The organism is Aminobacter sp. 01T433 (assembly GCF_056398585.1).
Window position 1 is genome coordinate 189289 of sequence record NZ_JBFTPR010000005.1, and the last position, 24825, is coordinate 214113.

Genomic DNA, 24825 nt, shown 5'->3' on the forward strand with positions numbered 1-24825 from the left:
TCAGTTCCCCAGTCCTTGGGCGAGATTGGTCTTGGTCAGCTTCTGGCCGAGTAGCGCGCCGAAATAGGCGAGACCGGCGATGATCAGTACCACCGCGTTGGCGGCCTGGGTGTAGTGGTAGTCGACGAGCCGCAGCGAATAGGTGGTCAGCACGTCGGTCGAAGGTACTGCCAGCACAACGAACAGGCTCAGCCCCTTGATGCCGGAGATGAAGGGCAACAGGATGCCGGTCGTCAGCGAGCCTTTCTGGATCGGGATGACGATCGACGTCATGCGCCGGAACCAGCCGGCACCGGCGATTTGCGCTGCCTCTTCAGGATCCTTGCCGAGCTGCATCATGGCGGCGATACCGGCGCGCGAGGCATAGGGCATCTGATCGGCGATCAGCGCCAGCATCAGGATCAGCGTGGTGCCGTAGAGTGCGGGGATCGGCCCGCGCGGCACGGCAAACAGCGACAGATAGGCCGCGGCGAAGGCAATGCCCGGGACGAGATATGGCAGGAACGTCACCTGGCGCAGGAAGGTGCCGAGCGGCTTGACCGGCGTGCGCACCACGACATAGCCGACCAGCAAGCCGAGGATGCCGGAGGTAACCGATGCGACGCCGACAATGCGCAAGCTGTTCCAGGCAGCATTCCAAAGGTCGGGGCTGAGCAGGATGCCGGTCTGCAGCGCCACCGTGTTGAGGTTGGTGCCGATCCAGTAGTCGAGCGTGAAATTGTCGAGATTGAACTGCGCCGGCACCCGCATGATCGTCGACAGGAACAGCGTCGCGATCGGCAGGCCGACGCTGAGCAGGAACATGAGGACGGCAAAGCCGGTTGCCGGCAGGCGCATGATGCCGAGCGGGCTCAGCCTGTTCATCGAGCCCTTGGAGCCGATGGTGACGAAGCGGCGCGCTTCTTTCATCAGCTTGGCGTCGATGGTGATGGTGATGATGCCGATCAGCATGATCGAGCCGGCAAGCACAGCACCCACGCCGACCTGGCGAGAAGCTATGTTCTGATAGAGCGATGTCGCCAGCACGTCGAAATTGACCGGAAGGCCAAGCACGTATGGCACGCCGAACTCGCCGAGGCATTTGGCAAAGATCAGCACCATCGCCGAGATCAGCGACGGGCGCATCAGCGGCATGATGATCTTGCGGGCAACGGTCAGGCGGCTCGCCCCGAGAATGCGCGCCGAATCCTCAAGCTGCGAGTCAAAGCGACGCAGCGCATTGCCGAACAGCAGGATGACGAAAGGCGAATAATGCAGCGCCAGGATGATGGTCACCGGCAGCTGGCCATAAGACAGCCAGTCGGGTGGCGAAAAGCCGAGCGACTCCATCCAGCCCGGCTGGCCCCCGACCGTGCGGTTCTTGAAAAGCGTCGTCCAGGCCAGCGCGAAGGTCCAAGCCGGCAGCATGTAAGGCACGATCAGCGCGGTCGAAAACCAGCGCCGGCCGAACATGTCTGTACGGCTGAGCAGCCAGGCAAGCGTGCCGCCGACAAGCATGGAGAGCGCGATCGCGCCGACCGCCACGCTCAGCGTGTTGACCAGCGGCTCCCAGAACAGGTCATGCGAGACCCGCGAGGTGAACACACGCTCGATGTAGTACCAGGTCAGTTCGCCGACATCCTGCTTGATGCGGCGTTCGTCGCCGAACTGGACATGCGCGGCGTCCGACAGCATCGAGATGATCGGCACGACGATGAGATAGGTGAACAACGCCGCGGCAAGGAAACCGATCGTCGTTGTCGGCTCCCTGAGCGCAACCTTGAGCCGGTAGCGCAGGCGCTGACCACGGGTCGGGGCAGCAATGGAGGCCTTGAGCGGCCGCGCCACCACTGCCTTGACGGATGTCTGGGATGAATCGGTCACGAGGCACAGCCCCGCACGTGCCTTTCGACCCTGCTTGCGAACTGACCACGTACGCCCATCTCAGGCAGACGCGCGGCACGGTTTTCATGCAATGGCACGAACATGAACTCTCCTCCCTGGGGCGCCTTGAAGCGGAACTTGTGTCGACGCGAACGCTGCCGCACGACACTCCTCGCCATCCCTGCTTCCGACGCCACCGCCACCTCCAGGCGGTGCGGCACATTCCCGTGCCTGTTGGCATATTCATTCCATTGCCGGTACGTTCATGTCAATCCGGATTCCGCATAAATTTGCACAGGCGTGCAAAATGTGGGAAATCGCCATATCTTTGGCCGTTTTGCTGGCATTACCGCTACGGCTGAAGGGAGGGAGAGAAATTTGTGCACTGCCGTGCAACGCTCCAAGAAGTGCCCAGCCGGACAGGTCGCGGCGTCATTGGAGAGGCGCGAAAACGCATGTAGCCGCCCAAAATCAGCCTTCGCTGTTTCTGGACAGGCACGCGTAAGGGACGAAAAAACTGGGTGTCGGCGCAGGCGCCTATTTGACAATCTGGATGCTGGTGTTCTTGGGGCCGTAGACCTGGACCAACTCGTAGAAGTCGGCCGCATTGTCCGGGTGCAGGCGAACGCAGCCGTGCGACGCCGGCCGGCCCAGCCGACTGACCTGGTTGGTGGCATGCACCGCATAGCCGCCGTTGAAGAACACTGAATGCGGCATTGGCGCGTTGTCGTATTTCTTCGAGTACCACATCTCGTGCATGCGCGTCGGCTTGTACGAGCCCTTCGGCGTGACATACCCCCTTCGGCCCGTGGACACCTTCCACACGAAGGTCGAGCGACCGTCGATCAGCACCTGCATGCGCTGCTGGCTGATCGACACCTTGGCGACGATCTTGCTCGCTGCATCGGCGTTGCCTTGGCCGGCGGCCAGCAACAGTGCCGCGCCGGTCATGGCGGTGGCAGCGACATTGATCAGCTTTCTGTTGAACTCGGTCTTCATAGCGTCCCCTCAGCCGGCCACGCCGGCGAAAATGCGTTTCGGAATGGAACGCCTTTTGCCCTTCTCCTGTTTCGAAATGATTTCGTTTAAGTATTCTTTATGTTTCATGTTCGTTTCTGCTGTGGCCCATTTCACGCTCGCAGTCGGCACATGCGAGGACACTTCGGAGCGCGCGGCTACGCAACAAACCTGAAACATTTGGAAGCACTAAAGCGCGCTTGGCGGCATCTTCCCGATACAGCGGGCCTCCACATTCAGCCTCGACGAAACGAATGTTGCGAAAGTTGGATGGGCGCGAAACGGTTGGCAGCAAGATGGTTCCTGAAGGTGGGAGTCGCCACGGCGATCCTGTCGGGAATCGGCATGATTGCAGACCCGGGCAACGCCATGGCCGCGGAATTCTTGTCGGTGCAGGACATGCCCCCGGCAACTCACGCCATCACCTTCTTTGCAGCAGCATTGTTCATCGAAACTCTGCGCATCCGCCGGGTCCATGGGCGTGGGTGCCTGGCTTCGTGCCAGGCGGCGGTGAACAGAAACCTCGCGCGTCTTTCGCTGCGAGGACAGAGTGCCCGCGCCGTCCACGGCAGGTCAGGCGGCGCGGGTATCTCGGTAGTCGGCTTGAATGAACCCCAGGAACAGAAACGGGGCCCACGGCCATGAACAGACAATTCGCAGCGTCAGTGCTTTCAGCACTGCTCTATGCCCAGGGGCTGCTCGGCTTCGCGGGCCTCGCAAGCGTGCTGCTCAAGGACAGGGCACATGCCGAAACAGTGTCCATCGTCGAAACGGTCACGCCGGCCGCAGCCGCTTCGGCGCGCTGAAATCTTGGTCGCGCAAGCGAGATCAGTTCTGGTTTTCGGTTGGAGCAGTGCCGGCCTCCTGGCCGGCTGCTTTGGTCGGCGGGTCGAAGCGGTAGCCCGATCCGCGGATGGTCGTGATACTTTCGGTGTCGAGCTTGCGGCGCAGGCGCACGATGCGCGAGTCGATCGAACGGTCGAAGGCGTCGGAACTTTCGGCTGGCGCAGCGGCGATGATGTCGTCGCGCGTCAGCACCCGTCGAGGCTTCGACAAGAACAGCTTGAGCAAGGCGATCTGGCCTGGCGAAAGCTGCTCTTCCTCGCCCGATCGATGCATGACCAGCGCCGAGCGCAGGTCGACCGTCGAATTCTCCAGCACCACCAATTCTTGCGTGCCGCGTCCCCGGCGCGCCAGGAGGCCGCCGATGCGCGCGGCGAGTTCCCGCACATTGAGCGGGCTCTCCACGACGTCGGCGGCGCCAAGTTCCAGCGCCAGCACCTTGTCGACCAGTTCGCCCGGCCGGCAGATCAACACGAAGTCCGGTCCGCCCTCGCCGCCAAAGCGGCGCAACAGTTCGCGCCCATCGGCCGGCGAAATCGCGTCGCCCACCACAACAACGTCTATGCCTTTGGCGGCCAGCAGCGACTCGGCCTCCCACAGTCGCTTGGCGGTGCGCACGTCATGGCCGCGCCTGTCGAGATGATCGGTCAGGTCGGAGGCGATGACCTCCGCTATGGCGACAAGTGCTACGACCGATCTTCCAGCCACGTTTCACCCCGCAACATCAGTCTCATCGCGATCATTGCCTGCCGCGGCGGACGCGTCGGCGCCTACAGAGGCAAGAAGATGCCGCGAGACGCACTTGGCCGGGGATGGGTCCCCAGTCCAAGCTGCCCGAAGCCTCTTTCGCCCCTAACGAGGCACAGTACCGTTAGCAACTGCCCACGCCAAATGATCACTGGACATCATGTTTATACCCAATCTACTTTCCGCCGGTAGCGGAGGCGAGACTAAACTGCGCGCTCGGATTGTCATCGTCGAAGATGAGCCCGACCTGAGGGACGCCGTCGCCGAATATCTCGGCGCGAACGGCTTCGATGTGACCGCGCTTGAGAGCGCCGCTGCCCTGCGCGCTTTGATCGAAACCGAACAGTTCCAACTTGCCATTCTCGACATCGCCATGCCCGGCGAAGACGGACTGTCGCTCGGCCGCTGGCTGCGCTCCAGGATGCCGATCGGCATCATCTACGCCACAGCGGCGGGCACAGCGCTCGACCGCATCGTCGGCCTCGAGATCGGCGCCGACGACTACATGGTCAAGCCTTACGAGTTGCGCGAACTTCTGGCGCGCGTGCGCAGCGTCATCCGCCGTGTGCCGCAGCCCGAAAGCTTCATGCGGTCATTGCTTGCCGCCCAGCCGCCGCGCCGCACCATCGCCTTCGGCCCCTTCCAGGCCGACCTCGACGGCCGGCTTGTCACCGGAAACAGCGGCGCCATCATCGACCTGGCCAAGAGTGAGTTCGACCTGCTCGAGGTCTTTTTGACCAGGCCGAACCGGCTGCTCAGCCGCGCCACCATCTCGGAGGCCATCGGCTTTGCCGAAGACCCCGAATCCTCGCGCGCCGTCGACATCCGCATCATGCGGCTCAGGAAGAAGATCGAGGACGACCCGGCTAGCCCTAAATTTCTGCGCACCGTGCGTGGGGAAGGCTATATCTTCTCCCTGCCCGGCAGCGACGGCTGCTGAAGCCTCCGGCCCCGCCAGGAACCGCGATGACCCTGTTGACCCTCTCACGCACCGACAATTCGTCGGGTACGCCGAGCCCCACCGTGGTGGCGGGGCAGATCGTGCGCCGGCTGCGCCAGGCTCAGGATTGGCAGATCGAGATCGACAATATCCTGGCAAGCTTTGCGCACGGCTTCAGGGGCCATCGCACCATCCTGTTTCGACTGCGCGACCTGCCCGGCCAGGGCTTCGCGCAGTCGATCGCTGCCTTTTGGGTCGATCCGCAGATCGACGCCTTCGCCGCGCCGCCGACAACGATCAATCAGGCGCTGGTCGACTCCGACCCTTTGCTCGAACGCCTCGCCGAAGAAGTCCGCCAAGGCAAGATCTTCGTCGGACTGACCCGCGACCTGACCGGCTTCCTGCGCACCGATTTCGAACAACAGCACATCAAGTCGTTCCTGTCGGTATCGGTTTCGGCCCACGGCCATCTCTGGGGCACGCTCGCCATCAACGATTGCATCGTCGAGCGCAACTGGACCGACGATGAGATCGCCGCGCTCGAAATCATTGCCGCAGCCCTTGGCGACGCGATCGAACGCTCGCTGTCGGAATATCACGTCAGCGAAATCATCCGCCGAACGATGCTGCAGTCGTCGCTCGACGCCATCATGGTGGTCGACGAGACCGGCTCGATCATCGAGTTCAACCCGGCGGCGGAGAAGATGTTCGGCTGGACCCGCGACGAGATCCTCGGCAAGGACCTGCTCGACACCGTCATCCCGGCCTACTACCGCAAGGGCTTCAACAACGGCGCCGAATATTTGGCCGGCCGCGGCGCCCCGATGGTCGGACAGCGCATGGAGACGGTGACCCAGAACGCCGCCGGCGAGATCATCCCCATCGAGCTTACCGCCAACGAGATGCGGCTGGCCGATCGCCGCCTGATCTTCGGGTCGATCCGCGATCTGCGCGAAAAACATCGCGCCGAAGAAGAGATCAACCGCCAGCGTGAAAAGCTGCACCAAAACGAGAAGATGGCAGCGATGGGATCGCTGCTCGCCGGTGTTTCGCACGAGCTCAACAATCCGCTTGCCGTTGTCGTCGCCCAATCGACCTTGCTGCACGAATTCGCGCCCGACCCCCAGACCAAGATACGCGCAGAAAAGGTGCGTGCCGCCGCCGAACGTTGCGGTCGCATCGTCAAGAGCTTCCTCGGCATGGTCCGCCTGCATCCGACCTCGCGGGCCGAGACCGATCTCAACCAGGTGATCCGCGCAGCGCTCGAAGTCACGGCCTACGGTGCGCGATCGAGCGGCATCAGCATCGACACCGATCTTGCCGAGGGCACGCTGAGCGTGATGGCAGACGCCGACCACATGACCCAGGTGGCGGCCAACTTCCTGGTCAACAGCCAGCACGCGCTTGCCGCCGCCTCCGGCGAGCGCACCATTCGCGTCAAGACGTTCCGCAACGCCGATGGCAGCGCCGGCTTTTCGGTCGAAGACTCAGGCCCCGGCATCGCCGAGGCGATCCGCAACCGCATCTTCGAATCCTATTTCACCACCAAGCCGGTCGGCGTCGGCACCGGCATCGGCCTGTCGATCTCGAAGGCCATCGTCGACCGCCACAACGGCAAGGTCTGGTTCGAACCGGTCGCGCCAACCGGTGCCCGCTTCGTCGTCGAGCTGCCTCCGATGGGTATCGGCCACAGCGCGGTGCTGGAAACCATTCCCAAATCGAGCGGGTTGCGCCATGCCGTCATCATCGACGACGAACCCGATGTCGCGGGGTCGCTGTCCGACATTCTCGAACTGATGGGGGTCAAGTCGCGCATTGTTTCGACCTGGGACTCAGTTGCCGAAGCGCTGGCCGACCAGCCCGACATCATCTTTTCCGACCTGCGCATGCCCGACCGAAGCGGCATCTCCATCTTCCGCGAGATCGTGGCGACACAGCCCGACATGGCCCAGCGCTTCGTGCTGGTTACCGGCGACCTGATCGGCGCCAAGGCCGAGCTCGAACAGCTGCCGCCGAATCTCAAGCCACACATTCTGGAAAAGCCGTTCAGCACCTTCGACGTGCGCAGTGCCCTGAGCGCGGTCAGCGATCAGGTCGCCGACAGCGCCTGAACGTCCTCATTGCGCCGTGTAGCCACCGTCAATGACAAGCTCGGTGCCGGTCACGAAGCTGGATTCGTCGGAGGCCAGATAAAGCACGCCATAAGCGACATCGTCAGGCTCCCCGACCCGGCCGAGCGGCGTAAGTTCGAGCGCCTTGTTGCCGGCCCCGCTCTCCGCCAGCTTGTCGAGTGCTGCCGCTGACATCGGCGTGCGGATCCAGCCCGGATGCACCGAGTTGACGCGGATTTCGTAGCGCTCCTTGGCACAATGCAGCGCTGCCGACTTGGTGAACAGCCGCACCCCGCCCTTGCTTGCCACATAGGCTGCCGTCGAAGGACTGCCAACGATCCCCATGGTCGAGGAGAAATTGACGATGGACCCGCCGTGGCCGGTCTTTCGCATCGCCTCGATGCCGTACTTGGTGCCGAGGAACACACCTTCCATGTTGACCGCCATCACCTTACGCCAGTCGTCGAGGCTCAGATCCTCCACGCTGCCAAAAGGCGCGCCAACGCCCGCATTGTTGACCAGGATGTGGAGCCCACCGAATGTCTCGAGCGTCAAGGCAACCGCGGCTTTCCACGAGTCTTCCGAAGTGACGTCAAGTTCGACATGGCGGCTGTGCCCGCCCGCCAACCGGATTGCCTCCGCGACCTGCCGGCCCCTTTCCGCCTGGAGGTCGGCGACCACGACGGCCGCACCTTCGCGCGCCAGAAGCCGCGCTGTCGCCTCACCCATCCCCGAAGCGGCACCGGTGACGATCGCAATTTTTCCCTCGACGCGGCCCATCGCTGACCCTCCTGCTTGAGGGGGTCACCGTCGCGCGATGACGGACACGTCGTCATCGTCCTGAGGGACTATCACCGGCAGAACAAAAAAAGGCCCCCGCAGCCGAAGCCGCGGGGGAGGTACGCGCTGGAGGATGTGAGAGCGCGGCAGGCCCCACGCCTAGAAGATATTGGGGGTGGTACGAACGGGTTCGGCGCTGGCGATCAGGCGCACCTTGCGCGCACCGGTCTCCCTGGCGATGGTCTCGACACAGACCTCGCTCTCCGCGCCCCAGGCCTGCCCACGGCATGCAATCTCTGTCTGCGACAGCATCAGCCGATCGGTCTTGGCGGTGGTGTGCGCGCCATCGATCGACCGTGACGGCCCCATCGAGGCAAAGGCCGGTCCGCTTGTTGGCGCCAATGCCATCGACGACAGCGATGCAATCACCAGAACCGAAAACATGGCCATAGGGTGCTCATTGGCACGCTGGCGAATGGCGAGGCGCGGACGGCGATAGATACGCGAGCGCGGCTGGAACTGGCGATCGAATTCGTAAACCTGCTTGGAACCGGACATTGGATTACCTTTTCGGTAAATTTCATTCCCCTATAGATGTGAATGTAATCGCGCTTTGTATCTCACCGATGCCGATCAGCTACATCTAATGAAACAATCTGAAAGCCTCATAAACAGTCAGTACTTCTGCCATATCGGGCGCAATACGCTCAGAAATCAGTCATTTCCGTTGAAATGCTGTACCTATCCCGCAAGCGGCCGAGCCCGGCTTTGTAACAGCCTGCCCCTTTGTGGGCAAAAATACGAAAATAACGAAAGGGCCGACGCAGTCGCCTGCATCGGCCCTTCAAGTTGGTTTGCGAGTTGGTTTGAACGCGCCGCCTCAGTCGGTCATGCGCGATTTGAAGTCAGCTGTTCAGGACGTCGGCCCATTCCGGGTGACGGCGGAACTGTGCTGCGGCAAACGGGCAGAGCGGAATGATCTTCTTGCCCGCCGCGCGCGCATCTTCCACCGCCCGTGTCACCAGCCTCAAGCCCGCACCTTGGCCGCGGAAAGCATCGGGCACCTCGGTATGGTCGATGATGAACAGATGCTCGCTGACTGTGGTGAAAGTCATTTCGGCCTCGGCACCGCCAGCACCGCGGATGACGTAGCGCCCTTTGGTGCCACGATCCTCAAGCTCGATCGCCGCCAGTTCCTCGCTCATTGTTCCCGCTCCTTGGTTGCCGTGGCGAAAAGACTTTTCACCGCTTCGATTTCATTGGGCCGCACCTCATGGCCGCCCTCGTGCCATTCAAGCCGGACATCCGCCCCGGCTGCGCGCAAATAGGCATCGAGCCGTCCAGTGATCTCGGGCGGGCAGATCGGATCGCGCCGGCCTGCGGTAATCAGAACGTGCCTGCCACCGAGGCTGCCTTTCACGTCGGGTTCGAACGGGATCAGCGGGTGCATCAGCGCTACCGCGTCGAACAATCCAGGTTCGGCAAACAGCACCGAGGCCAGGATGTTGGCGCCATTGGAATAGCCGAGCGCCAAAACCCGCGAGGGTTTTACCGCCTCGACATGGGCTTTGACGAAGCCCGCCATCCTGCCTGTCGCACGATCGAGATCATCCATGTCGTAGACGCCCTCGCCGGTGCGGCGGAAGAAACGCGCCGCCCCCATTTCGGAGACGTCGCCGCGTGGCGAAACGATCGTCGCGCCGGGCACCAACTCGCGGGCAAAGCCCAGAAGCTGGTTTTCGTCGCCGCCGGTGCCATGAAAGGCGAAGACCAGAGGGCCATCAGCTTCTCCCGGCAGCACCTTGTGTATGTAGCTGTCCTTGCTCATCATATTCCTCCTCAGTCGCCCAGCGGCTGCAGGTTCTTTTCCAGATAATCGCGCAGATGCGCATGTTGTGTCGGCAGCTTCAGCGCCTCACCGAGATGGGCGGTGTCCTCGTCGCGGTCAAAGCCGGGCTCGTTGGTCGCCACCTCGAACAGCACGCCGCCTGGCGTGCGGAAATAGATCGCCCAAAAATAGTCGCGGTCGATCACCGGCGTCACCTGGTAGCCCGTGTCCATCAGCGCCTTGCGCACTTCGAGCTGCTTGGCCCTGTCTTCCACCGCAAAGGCGATGTGATGCACCGAACCTGCGCCAAGACCGGCAAAGGATGCACCCGGCAGCGTCTCGATGTCGATGAAATCGGCGCCATTGCCGTTCTTCACCGCAAGCCGCTTGATGTTGCCTGAGGTGTCAACCTCCTCATAACCCATGAACTTCAACAGCTCCTCGGTTGCGCCACCGTCGCGCAGCCGGAGCGTCGCCGAATGGAAGCCGCGGATCGCCTCGTCGGCAGCAACGCCGCCCTTGACCCAGGGCGCGCGTTTGTCGCCCTTGGCCTCGACAAGCGCGAAACCATCGCCATCAGGACCGGCAAAGCCGAGGCGCTTTTCGCCGAACTTCTCGTCACGGACGAGCCCGCTCACACCCTGGTCGGCGAAACGCTTTTCCCAGAAAGGTAGCGTGCCTTCGGGAACCGAAAACACCGTGGTACCAACCTCGCCGACACCCGGCCGGCCCCGGCCGATATTGGGGAACGGAAAATAGGTCATCACCGAACCAGGCGTACCCAGCTCGTCGGCATAATAGAGGTGGTAGACGTCAGGCGCGTCGAAATTGACCGTCTTCTTGACCCGGCGCAGGCCGAGCTTGTGGGTGAAGAACTGGTTATTCTGTGCCGCATCCTTGGCCATCGAGGTGACGTGATGCAGACCCTTGATCTGGTCGAGCATGGCTTTGCTCCCTTGTCGCTGCGGCCCCTGCCGCGTTGGGAGGAATATGGGCGCATCCGAGGACGCGGCAAAGTGGGCGGGCAAAGAATGGACTGTCGCCAATTTGTGAACGACACCAGCATCAACGTTCACAGATTCTGGCACGAGCCGTACGGGCACAATGGCGCTTGCACCCGCAAATGAATCCGGCTTCCTTGGCCGCAATTGAATTTGGGGGCTAGCTTGGCAGACACCGGCAGACGGCAGAACATCCTACTCATCACCTGCGACCAGTGGCGCGGCGACTCCCTGTCGGGCGTCGGCCATCCCGTGGTGAAAACGCCCAACAGCGATGCGCTTGCCCGCGAGGGTGTCCTGTTCAAGCGACATTATGCCGGGGCCGCACCTTGCTCGCCGGCGCGGGCATGCCTCTACACCGGCCTTTACCAGATGAACAACCGCGTCTGCCGCAATGGCACGCCGCTCGACGATCGCCACGACAACATTGCCCGCGCTGCCCGCCGCGTCGGCTACGACCCCACGCTTTTCGGCTACACCGATGTTTCGCCCGACCCGCGCAACCGCGCGCCCGGCGATCCGTTCCTACGAACCTATGAGGGCGTCTTGCCCGGCTTCACCACCAGGCAGCTTTTGCCCGAGCACCAGAAAGCGTGGCTGTCCTGGCTCGCGGCGCGCGGCATCGATTCGAGCCCCGGCTTTCCCGACATCCACCGCCCGGCGGACAAATCCGCGCCAGAGATCAGCTCAGCTGTACCAGCCTATTCGAAGGATGAGACGCCGGCCGCCTTTCTCACCGGCGAATTCCTGCGCTGGCTGAGCGAGCAAGACGAGGGTGAGCCTTGGTTCGCGCACGTCTCGTTCCTCAGCCCGCATCCGCCCTTCATCGTGCCCGAACCCTTCAACACCATGTATGACCCGGCTGAGGGGCCGGCCTATGCCCGCGCGGAAAACAGGCAGGCGGAAGCAGCAAGCCATCCGTTCCTCGCCTACCACCTCGCCCACCATCAAAAGAAGTCGAGCTTCATTCCTGGCGCATCCGGCAATGTCGGCGACTGGAGCGAAGACGAGTTCCGCAAGATCCGCGCGCTTTATTACGGCATGATCTCGGAAGTCGATTCCCAGCTCGGCCGCATCTGGCAAGGCATCAAGGCTGCCGGCAGCTGGGACGATACCATCGTCATCTTGACCTCCGACCACGCCGAGATGATGGGCGACCATTTCATGCTGGGCAAAGGCGGCTGGTTCGACGGCAGCTACCACATCCCGCTGATTTTACGCGACCCGCGCCACCAACAGTCCGCCGGCACCACCGTCAACCGCTTCACCGCCGCCGTCGACATCATGCCGACCTTGCTCGAACTCATCGGCGGCGAACCACTACCGCATCTCGACGGCCAGTCGCTGAAGCCGTTCCTCGACGGCGACGAACCTGCTGCCTGGCGCGACGCGGCCCATTGGGAATACGATTTCCGCTCGGTTGCCGACGGCACGACCGAAGCCTATTTCGGCACCGGCTCGCGCGCGCTGAACTTGTCGGTCATCCGCACCGAGGCGGTCAAATACGTGCATTTCGGCGGCGGCCTGCCGCCGCTGCTCTATGACCTCGTCAACGATCCCGGTGAAACGCGCAATCTCGCCAACGACCCGGCGTGGCTGCCGGTGCGGCTAGAATTCGCCGAAAGGCTGCTGGCATGGCGCGCGCGGCATCTCGATCAGTCGCTCGCACTATCAGAACTGGCGGACGGCGGGGCCACAGGCCACTTCGCACGTCTGCCCTGACAGCCCAAACAAAAAGCCCGCGCCGAAGCGCGGGCTTTTCTGCTCTGGTGCCGCCGCATCTACTGAACGATGATCAGACGCTGCTCGTCGCGCTTGGCGGCCCAGCTGCCAGCGTCATAAGCCGGCTGAGCTTCGAGCTGCTGCTTGGTGAAGGTCGTGTAGAGATACTTCTTGCCTTCGGTATCGACCATGAAGGCAAGATTGTCGCTACCCACGGCAACCTTCTTCTCACCCATGCCAAGGAAGCCGCCGACATCGATGACATAGGCGTCGATCTTGCCGTCCGCCGTCATCAGGATATCGCCAATCTCGCCGATATTGGCGTCGTCACCACCATAGACGGTGGTGCCCATCAGTTCTTCGGCCCGCAGATCGGCACTCGGCAGCTCCTTCAGTGTCGACTTGTCGATCGCCGCGGTCTTGGTCTCGTCAGCCATTGACGCATCTGGCGTAGCCGGAGCAACGGGCGCCTGCGCGGTCTGGTCAACTGCTGGAGACGCCGGATCGGTAGCCGCTACTGGCGCGGGCGTCGGTTCATATGCACGGCGGTCGAAATCGGGCAGCGCCTGCAGCTGTTCCTTGGTCGTAGCCATCACCAGCCAGCGATCACCATTCTTCTCGGCCCAGTCGAACTTGTCGAAGCTGACGGCGACGTTCTTTTCGCCGATGCCAAGGAAGCCGCCGACACCGATCACCAGTTGATCGGCCTTGCCGTCAGCGGTCATGACGATGTCGTGAACCTTGCCGATGTTCTCGGCGTCGGCAGCGGTGCCGTTATAGACCTTCGCACCGATGACGTTGGCTGCGAGGAATCCGTCGGCATGCGGGATCACCGCAGGTGCCGCGGGAGCTGCCTGGGACGGTGCGGGCGCGGGTGTCGGCGCGGTGGTGTCCTGAGCATAAGCGCCGGTGGCGATAAGCGTTGCAAAGGCGGTCGTGGCCAAAAGGTTGCGGATCATGATATTCTCTCCTCGTGCGTGTTCTCATCATGCATGCCGCGCCTCGACCAGTCTTTTGCGGGAAGGGTCCGGCGCGGCCTCTTCACGGGTTCACAACGTCGTGAGCCGGCCATGGTTCCGAAATTTTGCCCGGCTAATTTCAATATGTGTCGAGCCCGGAACCGTCCCTCGCATTTTCGCAAGCATTTCAAAATTGTCTTTCCGCAAGGGCACTTAGCCTGGAGCCGAGATGGTCTGGTTGACGTTTTTGCCGATCATCTCGCCATAAAACTCCGCCCCGCCCCATGCGGCCAGTGCCAGCAGCAAGCCTGCCGCCAGCACGATCAACAGGTGGCGGCCGCGCGTTCCCTGCCGTGCTTTGTGGGCTGGAATGATCTTGGTCATCTGTAGTCTCCCATATGGCTTCAGGAGGCTAACGAGGGTTTCACGGCATGGTTCCATGGGTCCCGCAAAGGCTTTTCAATCTGGCATTGCCCGTCTAGTTTCCTCGGAGCCAAAGGGATGGTCGGGTGCAGGACAACAAAATCATCGACACGGAAAGCGCCGACGGCGGCGACACCGGTTCGGCATCGAACGTCCCTGCCGATGCGGATTTCGATCGCCTGACAAGCCTTGCGGCAGCGCTCATGCAAACGCCCGCCGCCTTGCTCACCCTGGCCAATGCCAAGGGGCAACAGGTCGTACAGTCGCATTTTGGCATCGACCTCGCACAAGCTGCGGGGGCGCTCCGTTTGGCCAATTGCATCCTCGCCGGCGACGCATCCATCCAAGCCGGCGCATATCTGTTCCACGCCGGCGTACCGATCATCGCCCTAGGCTCCCCGGTGGGTGTCCTGCTGGTGCTTGACCGAGAGGAACGACCAAGGCCACACCCGGCAAGGCTCAAACAGATGGAAGAGCTGGCATCGCTGGCCGCGAGCCTGGTCATGTTGCGCGACCGCTCCCGGGCCGGTGCACGGGCCGAGGCGGCATTGGTCCATGCCGAAACCCGTCGCGCGGTAGCACTCGAAGCCGCAGCCCTTGCCAGCTGGGTCTGGTATCCGCGCACCGGCGTCGTTGAATGCGACACGCTTTTGCCCGAACTCTTCAATATGCCGCCAGCGACGAAAATGCGGGCGCGCGACATCGTCGTTGCCATCGACAGGCGCGACATCGGCAAAACGCGCAAGATGTTCCGGGAAGCGCTCGAAGGCAGCAACGATTACTCCGGCGAGTACCGCATCAGGGGTTTTGATCCACCGCGATGGCTGGCCGCTCGCGGCCGCGTCGTCGAGCGCGACGCCGATGGCAGGCCAACACTGGTCTTCGGGGTCAACTACGACATCACCGAGCGCCGTACCGTTGAAGAACGCCAGCGCTTTTTGCTGCGCGAGATCAACCATCGGGTCAAGAATACGCTTGCGACCGTCCAGGCGCTCGCCACCCAGACCGTGCGCCATGCGCGTGAACCGCGCGAGTTCCTCGAAGCTTTCAGCCAGCGCCTGCGCGCGCTCGGGCTCGCCCATGGCCTGTTGTCGGAATATGAATGGCGCGGCATCGGCATCCGCGACCTTGCCAAAACAGAACTCAGCCCTTTCGACGACACCGAGACACCGCGCATCTCGATTGTCGGTCAGGATGCCTTGTTGACGCCCGACCAGGCGCTCGGCCTGGCGCTTATCCTCCACGAGCTCGCCAGCAACGCGCTCAAATATGGAGCGCTTTCGGTGCCAGCGGGCCAAGTCGCGCTTTCGTGGACTGTCACAGGCCGCAAGGGCGAGAAACGGTTGCAGCTCGAATGGATCGAAAGCGGCGGGCCCAAAGTCACGCCGCCCGCCCATCATGGCTTTGGCTCGATCCTCATTCGCCGCAGCTTGGCGAAAGTGATCTCAAGCGAGGTGAGCCACGAATATCTGCCGGACGGCGTGCGGGCGCAGATCTCAATGCCGCTGGGCGAACCGGCCGAGACCACCCCCTAGGGCACAAGGGGAACTATTCCCCCGCCACCCCGTCACTATCGTCCGTTTTGTTGTTTTCGCGAATGATCGCATAGGCGGCAAGTGCGACCACCGGCCCCAGCAGCGCCCCGATGCCGCCCTTGCTGCGCAGCAATGTCGGCAACAGGGCCATAGCTGCTGTCGTGCCAAGCGCCGCGATGTCGGCGCGTCGACGCCTCTGCTCATTTCGAGCGCGCGAACCAGCCATCAGCCGGTGAAACAGCAAGATCAGCCCGGCAACCACCAGAAAGCCGAGGCCAAAGCCAAGGGATGCCTCGATGTGCCCAAATCTTTGCGCCGCCCAGACATAGGCAGCGCCCACCAGGAACCCTACCCCGCAGAGCCCTGCGATTGCAGCGGCCAGATAGGCCACTGCCGCGCGGCGGGTGCGCCTCAGCGCAAGTGTCGTCTCGCCAGTGGCGAAACTCGCAATCAGTGATGCCAGCATAAGTCCCCCGGCCGATCGCTAGCGCCGCGCCAGAAGCGCGATGAGGAAGCCGACACCGGCAGCGATGGCAAGCGAAGTGACGGGCTTTTCCCGCACGGTCGCCATGAACTGTTCCTCGATGTCCCTGGCATTGGCGCGCAAGGATTCAACGGCAGCGTCGCTTTGCGCCTTCAACTGGCCCGCTCCTTGTGCCGCCGCCCGGCGGGCCGCGCCATAGCCATGCTCGCCCGTTGAGGCCAATTGCTTGGCGAGCGCTTCGATATCGGCCTTCAATAGCTTGATGTCGGCCTCGAGGTCCGGCACGGTCTTGGTGCCGTTTCCGGTCTTTCCTGCAGCTGTCGCCATGTCACTACTCCTTGCGTTTGATGGGGCCGAAACGCCTCATACGCCCGGTCGGTTCCCTCATCGGAGGAACCATCGCCGACCGCCGGACGTTTTGCCAGCCTGAATTCGCTGGAAACTGTCGATGCCCAACCGCACCATGACGAAGGCGCCAACCGTGCGCCTGCCGCCAAAATCCAACTTCGAGCTTCTGCTCGTGCGCGGCGCGCAGGTGTCGATGATCTTCGTGGGCGTCATTGCCACCGTCTTTGCGCTCCATGCCGGCGAATTCATTCTCACACCCATCGGCCTTGGCGTCGTCATCGGCCTGATGCTTGGTCCGCTTGCCTCGCGCCTTGAGCGTTTCAACCTGCCCCCTGCGCTCTCGGCGGCCATCGTCGTTTTGCTGTTCATTGTCTCGGTCGGTATCTTTGCGCTGCTGATCGCATCGCCGCTCAGCTTCTGGCTTCAGCGCCTGCCCCAGATCTGGGCGCAGCTCGCTTCGCAGCTCTCCGACCTCAAGGGCCCGCTCGATACGTTCAAGAGCATGCGCGACCAGTTGCGCCAGGTGACCGGCGGCGAAGGCCTGTCGGTCTCGGTCGACGAAGGCACCGGTGTCGAAACGATGGCGACACTTGCTCCGGCGGTCGTTGCCCAGGTGCTTTTGTTCTTCGCCAGTCTCTATTTCTTTGTCGCGACGCGTTCTCAGACAAGAACCGCCATCCTCAAGCTATGCTTCAACCGCCGCCTGCGCTGGCGCGTCGCCCATATCTTCCGCGACGTCGAACAGCTGGTCTCGCAATATCTGCTGTCGATCACCATCATCAACGTCGCCGAGGGTCTCACCGTCGGCATCGGCCTCTACCTTCTGGGCGTACCTTCCGCGCCGCTTTGGGGCGCGCTGGCGATCGTCACCAACTTCGTGCCTTTCGTCGGACCGTTGGTCATGGTCGCAATCCTGTTTGCCGTCGGACTGACCTCGTTCGACACGTTGGGCACAAGCCTGCTTCCTGTCATCGTTTATCTCGGCGTCAACACGATCGAGGGCCAGTTCATCACCCCGTTCGTCATCGGCAAGACGATGACACTCAATCCCTTTGTTGTTTTGCTGGCACTGGCTTTCTGGATCTGGCTGTGGGGCGCGGTCGGGGGCTTTGTCGCCATCCCTGCCCTGCTGGTCGGCTACGCGATCATCCGCAACGTGGTGCCCGGTGTGAACTGGGGCGTCGACGTGCTTGATCGGCGATACAGCCGATAGGCGCTCACAAGAGAGGACGCACGCTTTCGTCAAGGCCGCTCCAGTCAGCGAGCGACATCAGCCCTTCGATGTCGAGCACCTTGCAGCCACCATCGCGCCACTGCACGAGCTTGCGGTCCATCAGTTTCCTGATCGTCTTGTTGGTATGGACAAGCGAAAGTCCGAGCGTGTCGGCAAGATGCTGCTGGGTGATCGGAATCTCGACGTCGCCTGCGCCATTCATGCCGACCTTGCGCGCCCGGCTGGCAACGAAAGCCAGCAGGTAGGCTGCGCGCTCAAGCGCTGAACGGCGTCCGACGCTCAACAAATTCTCGTCGAGCATCCGTTCTTCGCGCGCCGCAATCCATGTGATGTCGTAGCCGAGGCCAGGGTAGCCGCGATAGAGTTCCATCAGCCGGTCGCGCTCGAACATGCACAAGAGCATCGGCGACAACGCCTCGACCGAGTGCTGCATCTCGCCCATCAGGCTGCCCTGCAATCCGATCATGTCGCCCGGCAGAACGTAGTTCAGGATCTGGCGGCGACCATCCTCCAGCAGCTTGTAACGAAAGCCCCATCCCGCAAACACGGTAAACAGATGTGCGCTGTTGCTGCCTTCCGAAAGCAATGTCGCACCCTTGTCGACGGAAAGTTCTCCGCGCTTGAAGCCGCTGACGAAAGCCAGTTCTTCATTGTCGAAAGCCCTGAAAGTCGGCAATGACCGCAGCGGACACTTTTCGCACGAAACCTGCCGCGCCATCTCCGTCGAAATGCTCTGCCCGCTCATGCTATTCTCCAAGGAATGTGATCGGCAACGCGGTCAGGCCAGCAAAAGTTCCTCGCCGCATCGGGGTCGACGGCCGCTTCCTTGTCTGGCATGTCTTTTTTAAATGACAGCGGACGCGACTACCGCCATGTTCAGTTTCAATTTCATGGAGTGCCCCTCGACGTGCCAACCCCGCTTTCAGGATTGCGTATCCTTGTGCTTGAAGACGAGGCCTTGATCGCGCTCGACGTCGAGCAGCTTTGCAAGGACCATGGTGCCGGGGATGTCGTCATCGCCAGCAGTCTGCGCGAGGCTCAGGAAGCCGCGAAACCTTATGACGCGGCCATCATCGATATCATGCTGAATGGCGAGCCGACGCTCGACTTCGCCCGCGGCCTTGCAGCTGCAGGCGTACCGTTCATCTTCGCCTCGGGCTACGACCAGCTGGACGAAATCTTCACCGGCTTCCCGGACGTTGCCTTGGTAAGCAAGCCCTATGCGGGGGATGATCTCGTCGAGGCGGTTGCCGAAAGCATCCGAAAGACCCGCTCAGCCGACCGTTGATCCCATGACCTGGGCCGCGATCGCGTCGGGGCCATAATCGGCCTCGCCCGAGATATCGAGTATCTCCTGCAGCCTGTTGCGGGCGCGACTGACGCGGCTCTTGATGGTGCCGACCGCGCAACCGCAGATTTCGGCTGCCTCTTCATAAGAAAAGCCGGATGCGCCGATCAGGACGATCGCCTCGCGCTGGTCTTCGGGAAGCTGCTCGAGCGCCTTGCGGAAATCGTCGAGATCAAGCCTACCGGGCTGGCTCGGATGCACGGCCAGGCGCGCGGTCAAAAGGCCGTCGCTGTCTTGCACCTCGCGTCCGCGCTTGCGCATCTGCGAATAGAATTCGTTGCGCAGGATGGTGAACAGCCAGGCCTTCAAATTGGTGCCCGGCTGAAAGCTCGTCTGCTTGTCCCACGCCTTGACCAGCGTTTCCTGGACCAGGTCGTCGGCTCTATCCGCATTTTGGGAGAGCGACATGGCGAAAGCGCGCAGGCCAGGGATCGCCGCGAGCAAGTCGCCCTTGAAACCGAGGGAAGCTGCCATGAGTGGTCAGTCCTTCTGCTGCGCGGGTTCGGCTTCTTCCAGTTGGCTGAGCAACTGGGCGAAACGATCCGGCACCTCGTCGGACACCAGTTCATCGTAATATTGTTTCAGTTTTCGGCCGATTTCGGAGTTTGCTCCAAGAGGCTCGCCATCCCGGCGACGATTCGGCGCGGCGTTGCCTGCACCACTTGTCTGCTTAGTCATATGCTTGCTTTGCCCTTGTGCAATGTCAAACGTCCCGCCCCCGAAATGACGGCGCGCAACAACCCTTATCGGTTTCCCGAATTTTGCAACAAACTCCCCAAATGCGGATAGGTTCCACAAAAGAGGAACTTTTGCACAGACAATGCGTTGTGTGCTCGCTTCAAAGCAGTTTTGACACCGTCACATGAGGGAGACGTCGACTATGACTCTATCCACGAGAATCGCCCCGCACCTGCCCTATCTCCGCCGTTTCTCGCGCGCGGTGTCGGGTTCTCAGGAAAGCGGCGATGCACTGGTGGCCGCGATGCTCGAAGCGCTTATCGACGACATCGATGTATTCCCGTCCGCATCCAACGACCGCATTGCACTTTACAAGGTATTTGCCCGCCTGTTCACATCGGTTTCGTTCCGCGTACCGCAGGAATCGTCTTCGCTGGCCTGGGAAAAGCGCGCCGCAGCCAATCTCGCAGCACTGTCTCCACGCCCGCGTCAGGCCTTCCTGCTGGTCGCCGTCGAAGGGTTCAATGACGTCGAAGCCGCTGAGGTGCTCGATGCCGACCAGGACGAATTTGCCCAGCTGCTCCAGGAAGCAAGCGGCGACATATCGCGCCAGGTCGCAACCGATATCCTGATCATCGAGGACGAACCGCTGATTGCCATGGATATCGAAGAAATGGTGGAAAGCCTCGGCCATCGCGTGGTCGGCACGGCACGCACCCATGCGGAAGCGACAGCCATGTTCAAGAAGACACGGCCCAAAATGATCCTGGCCGATATCCAGCTCGCCGACGGCAGCTCAGGCATCGAGGCCGTCAACGAGATGCTGTCTTCTGCCCCGCTGCCGGTGATCTTCATCACCGCCTTCCCCGAGCGCCTTCTGACCGGCGAGCGGCCGGAGCCGGCGTTCCTGGTCACCAAGCCGTTCAACCCCGAAATGGTCAAGGCGCTGATAAGTCAAGCTTTGTTCTTTGACAGGCAGGCGAAAGCTGCTGCATAGGCCTTTTTTAGCACCACCTCAGGGAACCAACCTTGGGGCGGTACGTTTTTCATTCGTCATTTGAAGGAGATAGACCATGCTTTATTGGGCGCTCGTATTCCTCGTCGTCGCGATCATCGCCGGCGCCCTCGGCTTCGGTGGTATCGCCGGAACATCCGCTGGCATCGCGCAGATCCTGTTCTTCATCTTCTTGGCATTCCTGGTCATTTCGTTGATCGCGGGCCTTTTCAGGCGCGCGTGATCAGACAGGAAAATGAAGAACGAAACCCAGACTGGAAGCCGGCCCCCTCAGTCGGAGTCCAGCGCCGCCGGGTAGCGCTACTAATCTGAAGCGTTACCCGGCGGTCCCATTTCGGTACCGGCCGGTGTCTCCGGCAAGCATCGAAGAATTCGCTCAGCAGGGCAAAGGCAGGCACTTGTCGCATGGCCAACCCCACTCCCCCAACGGGACAGAGTTCACGGGTGGACGCGGCACTCCTGCATGCTTCCCGCAATGCCGGCATCGCCGTGCTCTACCAGGACCGCAAGCTACGCACGATGTGGTCGCACAATCTGCAGCCGCCTTGGGCTGAACTGCTTGAGGATCAGGCCGGCGACGGCAATCTTCTGCCGCATCAGCAGGCCGACCGCCTGGTAGCCGCCAAGAAAAATGTCATCGCAACCGGCAATTCCGACGGACTCGAGATCAGCGTTGCCGACAACGCCGCCGGCATGCGCTGGTTCGAAGTCTGTATCGATGCCGACGTCTCCGATCGCGGCCAGGTTCAGGGCGTGGTCGTTACCGTCATGGAAACCACCGAGCAGAAGCGGCGCGAGCAGACGCTGAAGGCGCTTTTGCGCGAGGTCAGCCACCGCTCCAAAAACCTGCTTGCCATCATCCAGAGTATCGCCAGCCAGACCGGGCACTATTCCGGCTCCATCGACGGCTTTCTCGAGCGGTTCCGCGGTCGGCTCCAGTCCATCGCCTCGTCGCAGGACCTCGTAACCTCCTCCAACTGGCGCGGCGCCGGGTTCCGGGAACTGGTCGTTGGCCAGGTGAGCCGCTACAGCATCGACACGAAACACACCGTGCGCTTTTCCGGCGACGATCCCTACCTTAACCCCAACGCCGCCCTGCATATCGGCCTTGCTGTCCATGAGCTAGCGGTCAATTCGGTGAGCTACGGCGCGCTTTCCCGCGCCGACGGTTATGTCGAGGTCGCGGCCGCCAGAATTATGGCTGGACCCGACGGCGAAGAGCATATGACCGTGCACTGGTCCGAGGCGATAGGCCCAGTGACAGACAGCACGATGCGCAAGAAGCGTTTTGGCAGCGTGGCGCTGGAGCGCGTGGTGCCGACTGCGCTCAACGGCTCCGCGGAGCTCGATATCGGCACCACGACGCTGGAGTACAGGCTCGTCATGCCCAAGGCCAATTTCGCGATGGAGTAGAAGTCGGCACCCGGCTCCTTCACGTTCAAGCGTCGAAGAATCAAACGCCAACGCATTTCAGAAAAATGAGTCGCTGAGAGCACGGAACTTTTAGCCGGGCATCGTCGTTTCTTGGGCAAGGTGGTTTGCCATGGAACACATCGCAGCACTTCTGTTGGTCGTTTCCTGCTCGCAGGATTTGTCTGGTTGCCGGGAGGTTCGTCCCCCCACCGCCGTTTTTGAAGCCTTCGAGGACTGCCAGGCGACATTGCCCAAGACCTTGCGCGTGCTGGCTCCACAGCATCCGCGCGTCTTTGCCAAGTGCCTGGAGGTCGACCCGGCACTTGAGGACGATTACGATCAGTTGACCTGGAACGTCTTGCCGAACGGAACGCTCGAGGCGTCTCTTTCGATCTCCAACGTCGTTGTTGCGTCCGGTCAGGCACGCCCCAAGGCAGCCTATGTTCATTAGTGTCGGATTTGTATCCGGCAAATCCTGTCACACCGAGGAACCGGCACGTGGCGGATACGCGGGACCAGTTGAATAGGTGCTGCGATCCGAAAAACGATTCCGATTTTTGGGCCGATGCGCTAAGTGTCGGAAGGGACGATCTGAAAGCGAGAGGACTGACCACATGAAGAAACTACTTATTGCCCTTGCAGCGGTGGTTGCGATTTCGGGCTGCACGACCACCGAGCGCGACCTCGCCGTCGGCACGGGTGTAGGTGCTGTGGCTGGCGGCCTGATCGGCGGCGGCAAGGGTGCATTGATTGGCGGTGCCGTCGGCGCTGCATCCGGCCTTCTCGTGCGCAACCTGCGCAACGGCTACTGCGAGTATCGCAACAGCCGCGGACAGCTCTACACCGCACGCTGCCGCTAAACGCGAGTTGCTTGAAAACCCGGCGTCGACAATGTCGGCGCCGGGTTTTGTTTGTCCGGCAACGGAAGACCCGTCAGCCGCGATAGGGTATGTCGATCTCGACCCTGAGCCCGTCATCCGCATAGTGCCGGGCAATCCGGCCTTCCAGTTCGCGGGTGATGTTCATGTCGATCAGCTTGGTGCCAAAGCCGATCTTCTCCGGCTCTGAAACGCCCTTGCCATTGCGCTCCGCCCAGTTGAGCACCAGCCGACGCCCCTTGCCCTGACCATTCAGGTGCCAATTCACCTTAAGCCCGCCGACGGAGTTGTCGCCATCGCCATATTTCAGCGCGTTGGTCGCCAGTTCGTGGAAGGTCAAGCCGAGCGCCTGTGTGGTCGTTTCGTCGAGTTCGACCGTGGGACCGGTTGTCATGCCCTCGGGCAGTTCTTTTCCGAACACCTGGCCGAGTTCGATACGCAGCAGCTCACTGAGATCGGCCTTTTGCCAGCGCGACCGTGTCAGCATGTCCTGCGAGGAGGCCATCGCCTGCAGGCGCGCTGAAAACGAAGCGGAGAACTCGTCGACATCCTTCGAGCCGGCAGCCGTCTGTCGTGCCATCGCCAGGACGCGCGCGATAAGGTTCTTGATGCGATGCTTCATTTCCTGAAGCATCAGATCCTTTTCGAGAAGGCTCTTTTCGGTCGTCTCGTGAAGCAGGCTGGCTGCCTCATAGGCGCGCTGCTGATAGCGCGCGACCAGCGCGATGGAGCCTGCAAGCACCAGCCCGAAAACCCCCAGCATCAACGGCGCCGCACGAGGCGATGGCGCTACGAAAGCCGTGCTTGGCCGGAAATTGACAGTCCATTTGCGGCCGGCGACATTGGCCTCGCGCGTCACCGAAAAATTGTCGCCATAGCTAGGGTCGGGCGGCACCTGGGAGCGGAACAGCAGCGTGTCGTCGCCTGCCGTTCCATCGAATACTTCGACCGAAACCGGCAAGAGCGGCCCCTTGCCGAGCGCTGCCTGGAACAGCTCGCCAGTGCGGAACGCGACATAGAGGAAGCCGGCCGGCGCAGGCCCCTCGGCGGCAGGGCGGTCGACGCGCGAAAACACCAAGATCCCGGGCTGCCGTTCATTGTCACCTTGGCCCAGCAACACCCTGCCCGTCGCCCTGGGCTCGCCCTGTGCTGCCATCGCCGATTCGATCGCGGTGCGGCGTGCTGGATCGGTCGCCATGTCGAAGCCCATCGCATCGAGGCTGGCCTTGCTCATTGGCTCGAACAGCACGATCGGCGTCCGCCACTTGAGGTCGGTTTCCGGAAACGGCGATCGGTCGATGCCGTAGCCGTCCTTCAGCTCGCGCGTAACGGCCTCGCTTTGGTCGCTGTCGATCAGCCGAAGGAAACCAACACCTCGCAAGCTCGGAAATTTCCGTTCGGCATCCAGCGAAGCGAAATAGTCGCGAAACTGGTCGCGCGAGATGTCGCCCTTCTGGGCCGCAAACATGGCCTGAGTCGCGTGCAGCAGGGCAAGGTCGAACTCCACCCTGCCTTCGATCCGGTTGAGCGCATCGTCGGCCACCGACTGGAACTTGATGCGTGCCGCCTCGACTGTCGCCAGATAGACGAGTGCCGCCATCGTCAGGCTGACGAGCGTGACGGCAACAAAAATCAGACTGGGGAAGTACTTTCTCAAT

At 62.0% G+C, this 24825-nt stretch carries 29 protein-coding genes; 13 read left to right on the top strand and 16 right to left on the bottom strand.

The features are described 5' to 3' along the window. On the bottom strand, nucleotides 1-1830 hold the full coding sequence (locus tag AC1DLV_RS10165) for an ABC transporter permease (RefSeq protein WP_476799550.1): 1830 nt from the start codon (nucleotides 1828-1830) through the stop codon (nucleotides 1-3). Nucleotides 1831-2400: 570 nt separating this feature from the next. Then, the gene (locus AC1DLV_RS10170; protein WP_476799415.1) at nucleotides 2401-2862 is read right to left on the bottom strand and encodes a L,D-transpeptidase; all 462 of its coding nucleotides are present in this window, start codon (nucleotides 2860-2862) and stop codon (nucleotides 2401-2403) included. A 288-nt stretch (nucleotides 2863-3150) separates the two neighbouring features. Between AC1DLV_RS10170 and AC1DLV_RS10175 the strand changes: the two genes are divergently transcribed. Together AC1DLV_RS10175 and AC1DLV_RS10180 are read left to right on the top strand one after the other, a co-directional pair. After that, on the top strand, nucleotides 3151-3525 hold the full coding sequence (locus tag AC1DLV_RS10175; protein ID WP_476799416.1) for a hypothetical protein: 375 nt from the start codon (nucleotides 3151-3153) through the stop codon (nucleotides 3523-3525). Further along, nucleotides 3522-3686 carry a hypothetical protein gene (locus AC1DLV_RS10180; RefSeq protein WP_476799417.1) on the top strand — a complete coding sequence of 55 codons (165 nt, stop codon included), beginning with the start codon at nucleotides 3522-3524 and terminating at the stop codon, nucleotides 3684-3686. The genes AC1DLV_RS10175 and AC1DLV_RS10180 overlap by 4 nt, the downstream gene beginning before the upstream one ends. A gap of 22 nt (nucleotides 3687-3708) precedes the next feature. Here AC1DLV_RS10180 and AC1DLV_RS10185 read toward each other — a convergent pair whose 3' ends face one another. Next, nucleotides 3709-4431, bottom strand: a complete 723-nt coding sequence (locus AC1DLV_RS10185) for a response regulator transcription factor (protein WP_476799418.1) — start codon at nucleotides 4429-4431, stop codon at nucleotides 3709-3711. 199 nt (nucleotides 4432-4630) lie between these two features. Between AC1DLV_RS10185 and AC1DLV_RS10190 the strand changes: the two genes are divergently transcribed. Beyond that, nucleotides 4631-5410: a response regulator transcription factor gene (locus AC1DLV_RS10190; protein WP_476782683.1), complete on the top strand. Its 780-nt coding sequence runs from the start codon at nucleotides 4631-4633 to the stop codon at nucleotides 5408-5410. A 26-nt stretch (nucleotides 5411-5436) separates the two neighbouring features. Continuing rightward, on the top strand, nucleotides 5437-7521 hold the full coding sequence (locus AC1DLV_RS10195; RefSeq protein ID WP_476799419.1) for a PAS domain-containing sensor histidine kinase: 2085 nt from the start codon (nucleotides 5437-5439) through the stop codon (nucleotides 7519-7521). 6 nt (nucleotides 7522-7527) lie between these two features. Here AC1DLV_RS10195 and AC1DLV_RS10200 read toward each other — a convergent pair whose 3' ends face one another. The 5 genes from AC1DLV_RS10200 to AC1DLV_RS10220 all read right to left on the bottom strand — a co-directional run bounded on the left by AC1DLV_RS10200 (nucleotide 7528) and on the right by AC1DLV_RS10220 (nucleotide 11073). After that, on the bottom strand, nucleotides 7528-8301 hold the full coding sequence (locus AC1DLV_RS10200; protein WP_476799420.1) for a glucose 1-dehydrogenase: 774 nt from the start codon (nucleotides 8299-8301) through the stop codon (nucleotides 7528-7530). Nucleotides 8302-8460: 159 nt separating this feature from the next. Then, nucleotides 8461-8859: a hypothetical protein gene (locus AC1DLV_RS10205; RefSeq protein WP_476799421.1), complete on the bottom strand. Its 399-nt coding sequence runs from the start codon at nucleotides 8857-8859 to the stop codon at nucleotides 8461-8463. A gap of 347 nt (nucleotides 8860-9206) precedes the next feature. After that, nucleotides 9207-9506, bottom strand: a complete 300-nt coding sequence (locus tag AC1DLV_RS10210; protein ID WP_476782680.1) for a GNAT family N-acetyltransferase — start codon at nucleotides 9504-9506, stop codon at nucleotides 9207-9209. Continuing rightward, a complete protein-coding gene (locus AC1DLV_RS10215) occupies nucleotides 9503-10129 on the bottom strand; it encodes an alpha/beta hydrolase (RefSeq protein ID WP_476799422.1) in 627 nt (208 codons plus the stop codon). Before AC1DLV_RS10215 ends, AC1DLV_RS10210 begins: the two co-directional genes overlap by 4 nt. 11 nt (nucleotides 10130-10140) lie before the next feature. Next, nucleotides 10141-11073, bottom strand: coding sequence for a VOC family protein (locus AC1DLV_RS10220; RefSeq protein WP_476799423.1), 933 nt, complete (start codon nucleotides 11071-11073; stop codon nucleotides 10141-10143). 222 nt (nucleotides 11074-11295) lie between these two features. Between AC1DLV_RS10220 and AC1DLV_RS10225 the strand changes: the two genes are divergently transcribed. Next, on the top strand, nucleotides 11296-12852 hold the full coding sequence (locus AC1DLV_RS10225) for an alkaline phosphatase family protein (RefSeq protein WP_476799424.1): 1557 nt from the start codon (nucleotides 11296-11298) through the stop codon (nucleotides 12850-12852). Between the two features lie 59 nt (nucleotides 12853-12911). Here AC1DLV_RS10225 and AC1DLV_RS10230 read toward each other — a convergent pair whose 3' ends face one another. Continuing rightward, on the bottom strand, nucleotides 12912-13811 hold the full coding sequence (locus AC1DLV_RS10230; protein ID WP_476799425.1) for a PRC-barrel domain-containing protein: 900 nt from the start codon (nucleotides 13809-13811) through the stop codon (nucleotides 12912-12914). Nucleotides 13812-14024: 213 nt separating this feature from the next. Next, nucleotides 14025-14195, bottom strand: a complete 171-nt coding sequence (locus AC1DLV_RS10235) for a hypothetical protein (RefSeq protein WP_476799426.1) — start codon at nucleotides 14193-14195, stop codon at nucleotides 14025-14027. A gap of 125 nt (nucleotides 14196-14320) precedes the next feature. On the opposite strand from AC1DLV_RS10235, the gene AC1DLV_RS10240 reads away from it, so the two are divergent. Continuing rightward, complete coding sequence (locus tag AC1DLV_RS10240; protein WP_476799427.1) at nucleotides 14321-15769, top strand: sensor histidine kinase; 1449 nt, start codon at nucleotides 14321-14323, stop codon at nucleotides 15767-15769. Nucleotides 15770-15782: 13 nt separating this feature from the next. Here AC1DLV_RS10240 and AC1DLV_RS10245 read toward each other — a convergent pair whose 3' ends face one another. Both AC1DLV_RS10245 and AC1DLV_RS10250 read right to left on the bottom strand, forming a co-directional pair. After that, complete coding sequence (locus AC1DLV_RS10245) at nucleotides 15783-16235, bottom strand: hypothetical protein (RefSeq protein WP_476799428.1); 453 nt, start codon at nucleotides 16233-16235, stop codon at nucleotides 15783-15785. A gap of 18 nt (nucleotides 16236-16253) precedes the next feature. Then, nucleotides 16254-16580: an ElaB/YgaM/YqjD family protein gene (locus AC1DLV_RS10250; protein WP_476799429.1), complete on the bottom strand. Its 327-nt coding sequence runs from the start codon at nucleotides 16578-16580 to the stop codon at nucleotides 16254-16256. Between the two features lie 121 nt (nucleotides 16581-16701). Between AC1DLV_RS10250 and AC1DLV_RS10255 the strand changes: the two genes are divergently transcribed. After that, nucleotides 16702-17814, top strand: coding sequence for an AI-2E family transporter (locus AC1DLV_RS10255; RefSeq protein WP_476799430.1), 1113 nt, complete (start codon nucleotides 16702-16704; stop codon nucleotides 17812-17814). A 4-nt stretch (nucleotides 17815-17818) separates the two neighbouring features. Here AC1DLV_RS10255 and AC1DLV_RS10260 read toward each other — a convergent pair whose 3' ends face one another. Continuing rightward, on the bottom strand, nucleotides 17819-18580 hold the full coding sequence (locus tag AC1DLV_RS10260; protein WP_476799431.1) for a Crp/Fnr family transcriptional regulator: 762 nt from the start codon (nucleotides 18578-18580) through the stop codon (nucleotides 17819-17821). A 162-nt stretch (nucleotides 18581-18742) separates the two neighbouring features. Between AC1DLV_RS10260 and AC1DLV_RS10265 the strand changes: the two genes are divergently transcribed. Next, nucleotides 18743-19123 (top strand): response regulator, encoded by a 381-nt coding sequence (locus AC1DLV_RS10265; protein ID WP_476799432.1) that lies wholly within the window; start codon nucleotides 18743-18745, stop codon nucleotides 19121-19123. Here AC1DLV_RS10265 and AC1DLV_RS10270 read toward each other — a convergent pair. Next, entirely contained in the window at nucleotides 19109-19657 is a 549-nt protein-coding gene (locus tag AC1DLV_RS10270) for a sigma-70 family RNA polymerase sigma factor (protein WP_476799433.1), read from the bottom strand. The genes AC1DLV_RS10265 and AC1DLV_RS10270 overlap by 15 nt on opposite strands. Nucleotides 19658-19663: 6 nt before the next feature. Continuing rightward, nucleotides 19664-19861 carry a NepR family anti-sigma factor gene (locus AC1DLV_RS10275; protein WP_476799434.1) on the bottom strand — a complete coding sequence of 66 codons (198 nt, stop codon included), beginning with the start codon at nucleotides 19859-19861 and terminating at the stop codon, nucleotides 19664-19666. Nucleotides 19862-20063: 202 nt separating this feature from the next. Between AC1DLV_RS10275 and AC1DLV_RS10280 the strand changes: the two genes are divergently transcribed. From AC1DLV_RS10280 to AC1DLV_RS10300, 5 genes are all read left to right on the top strand, one after another. Further along, entirely contained in the window at nucleotides 20064-20858 is a 795-nt protein-coding gene (locus tag AC1DLV_RS10280) for a response regulator (protein ID WP_476799435.1), read from the top strand. 76 nt (nucleotides 20859-20934) lie between these two features. Next, entirely contained in the window at nucleotides 20935-21099 is a 165-nt protein-coding gene (locus AC1DLV_RS10285; protein WP_018429836.1) for a DUF1328 domain-containing protein, read from the top strand. A 221-nt stretch (nucleotides 21100-21320) separates the two neighbouring features. Then, a complete protein-coding gene (locus tag AC1DLV_RS10290) occupies nucleotides 21321-22289 on the top strand; it encodes a sensor histidine kinase (protein WP_476799436.1) in 969 nt (322 codons plus the stop codon). Nucleotides 22290-22419: 130 nt separating this feature from the next. Continuing rightward, a complete protein-coding gene (locus AC1DLV_RS10295) occupies nucleotides 22420-22740 on the top strand; it encodes a hypothetical protein (protein ID WP_476799437.1) in 321 nt (106 codons plus the stop codon). 163 nt (nucleotides 22741-22903) lie between these two features. Next, nucleotides 22904-23149, top strand: a complete 246-nt coding sequence (locus AC1DLV_RS10300) for a YMGG-like glycine zipper-containing protein (protein ID WP_476799438.1) — start codon at nucleotides 22904-22906, stop codon at nucleotides 23147-23149. Between the two features lie 73 nt (nucleotides 23150-23222). Here AC1DLV_RS10300 and AC1DLV_RS10305 read toward each other — a convergent pair whose 3' ends face one another. Then, on the bottom strand, nucleotides 23223-24824 hold the full coding sequence (locus tag AC1DLV_RS10305) for a CHASE domain-containing protein (protein ID WP_476799439.1): 1602 nt from the start codon (nucleotides 24822-24824) through the stop codon (nucleotides 23223-23225). Between the last annotated feature and the right edge of the window lies 1 nt (nucleotide 24825).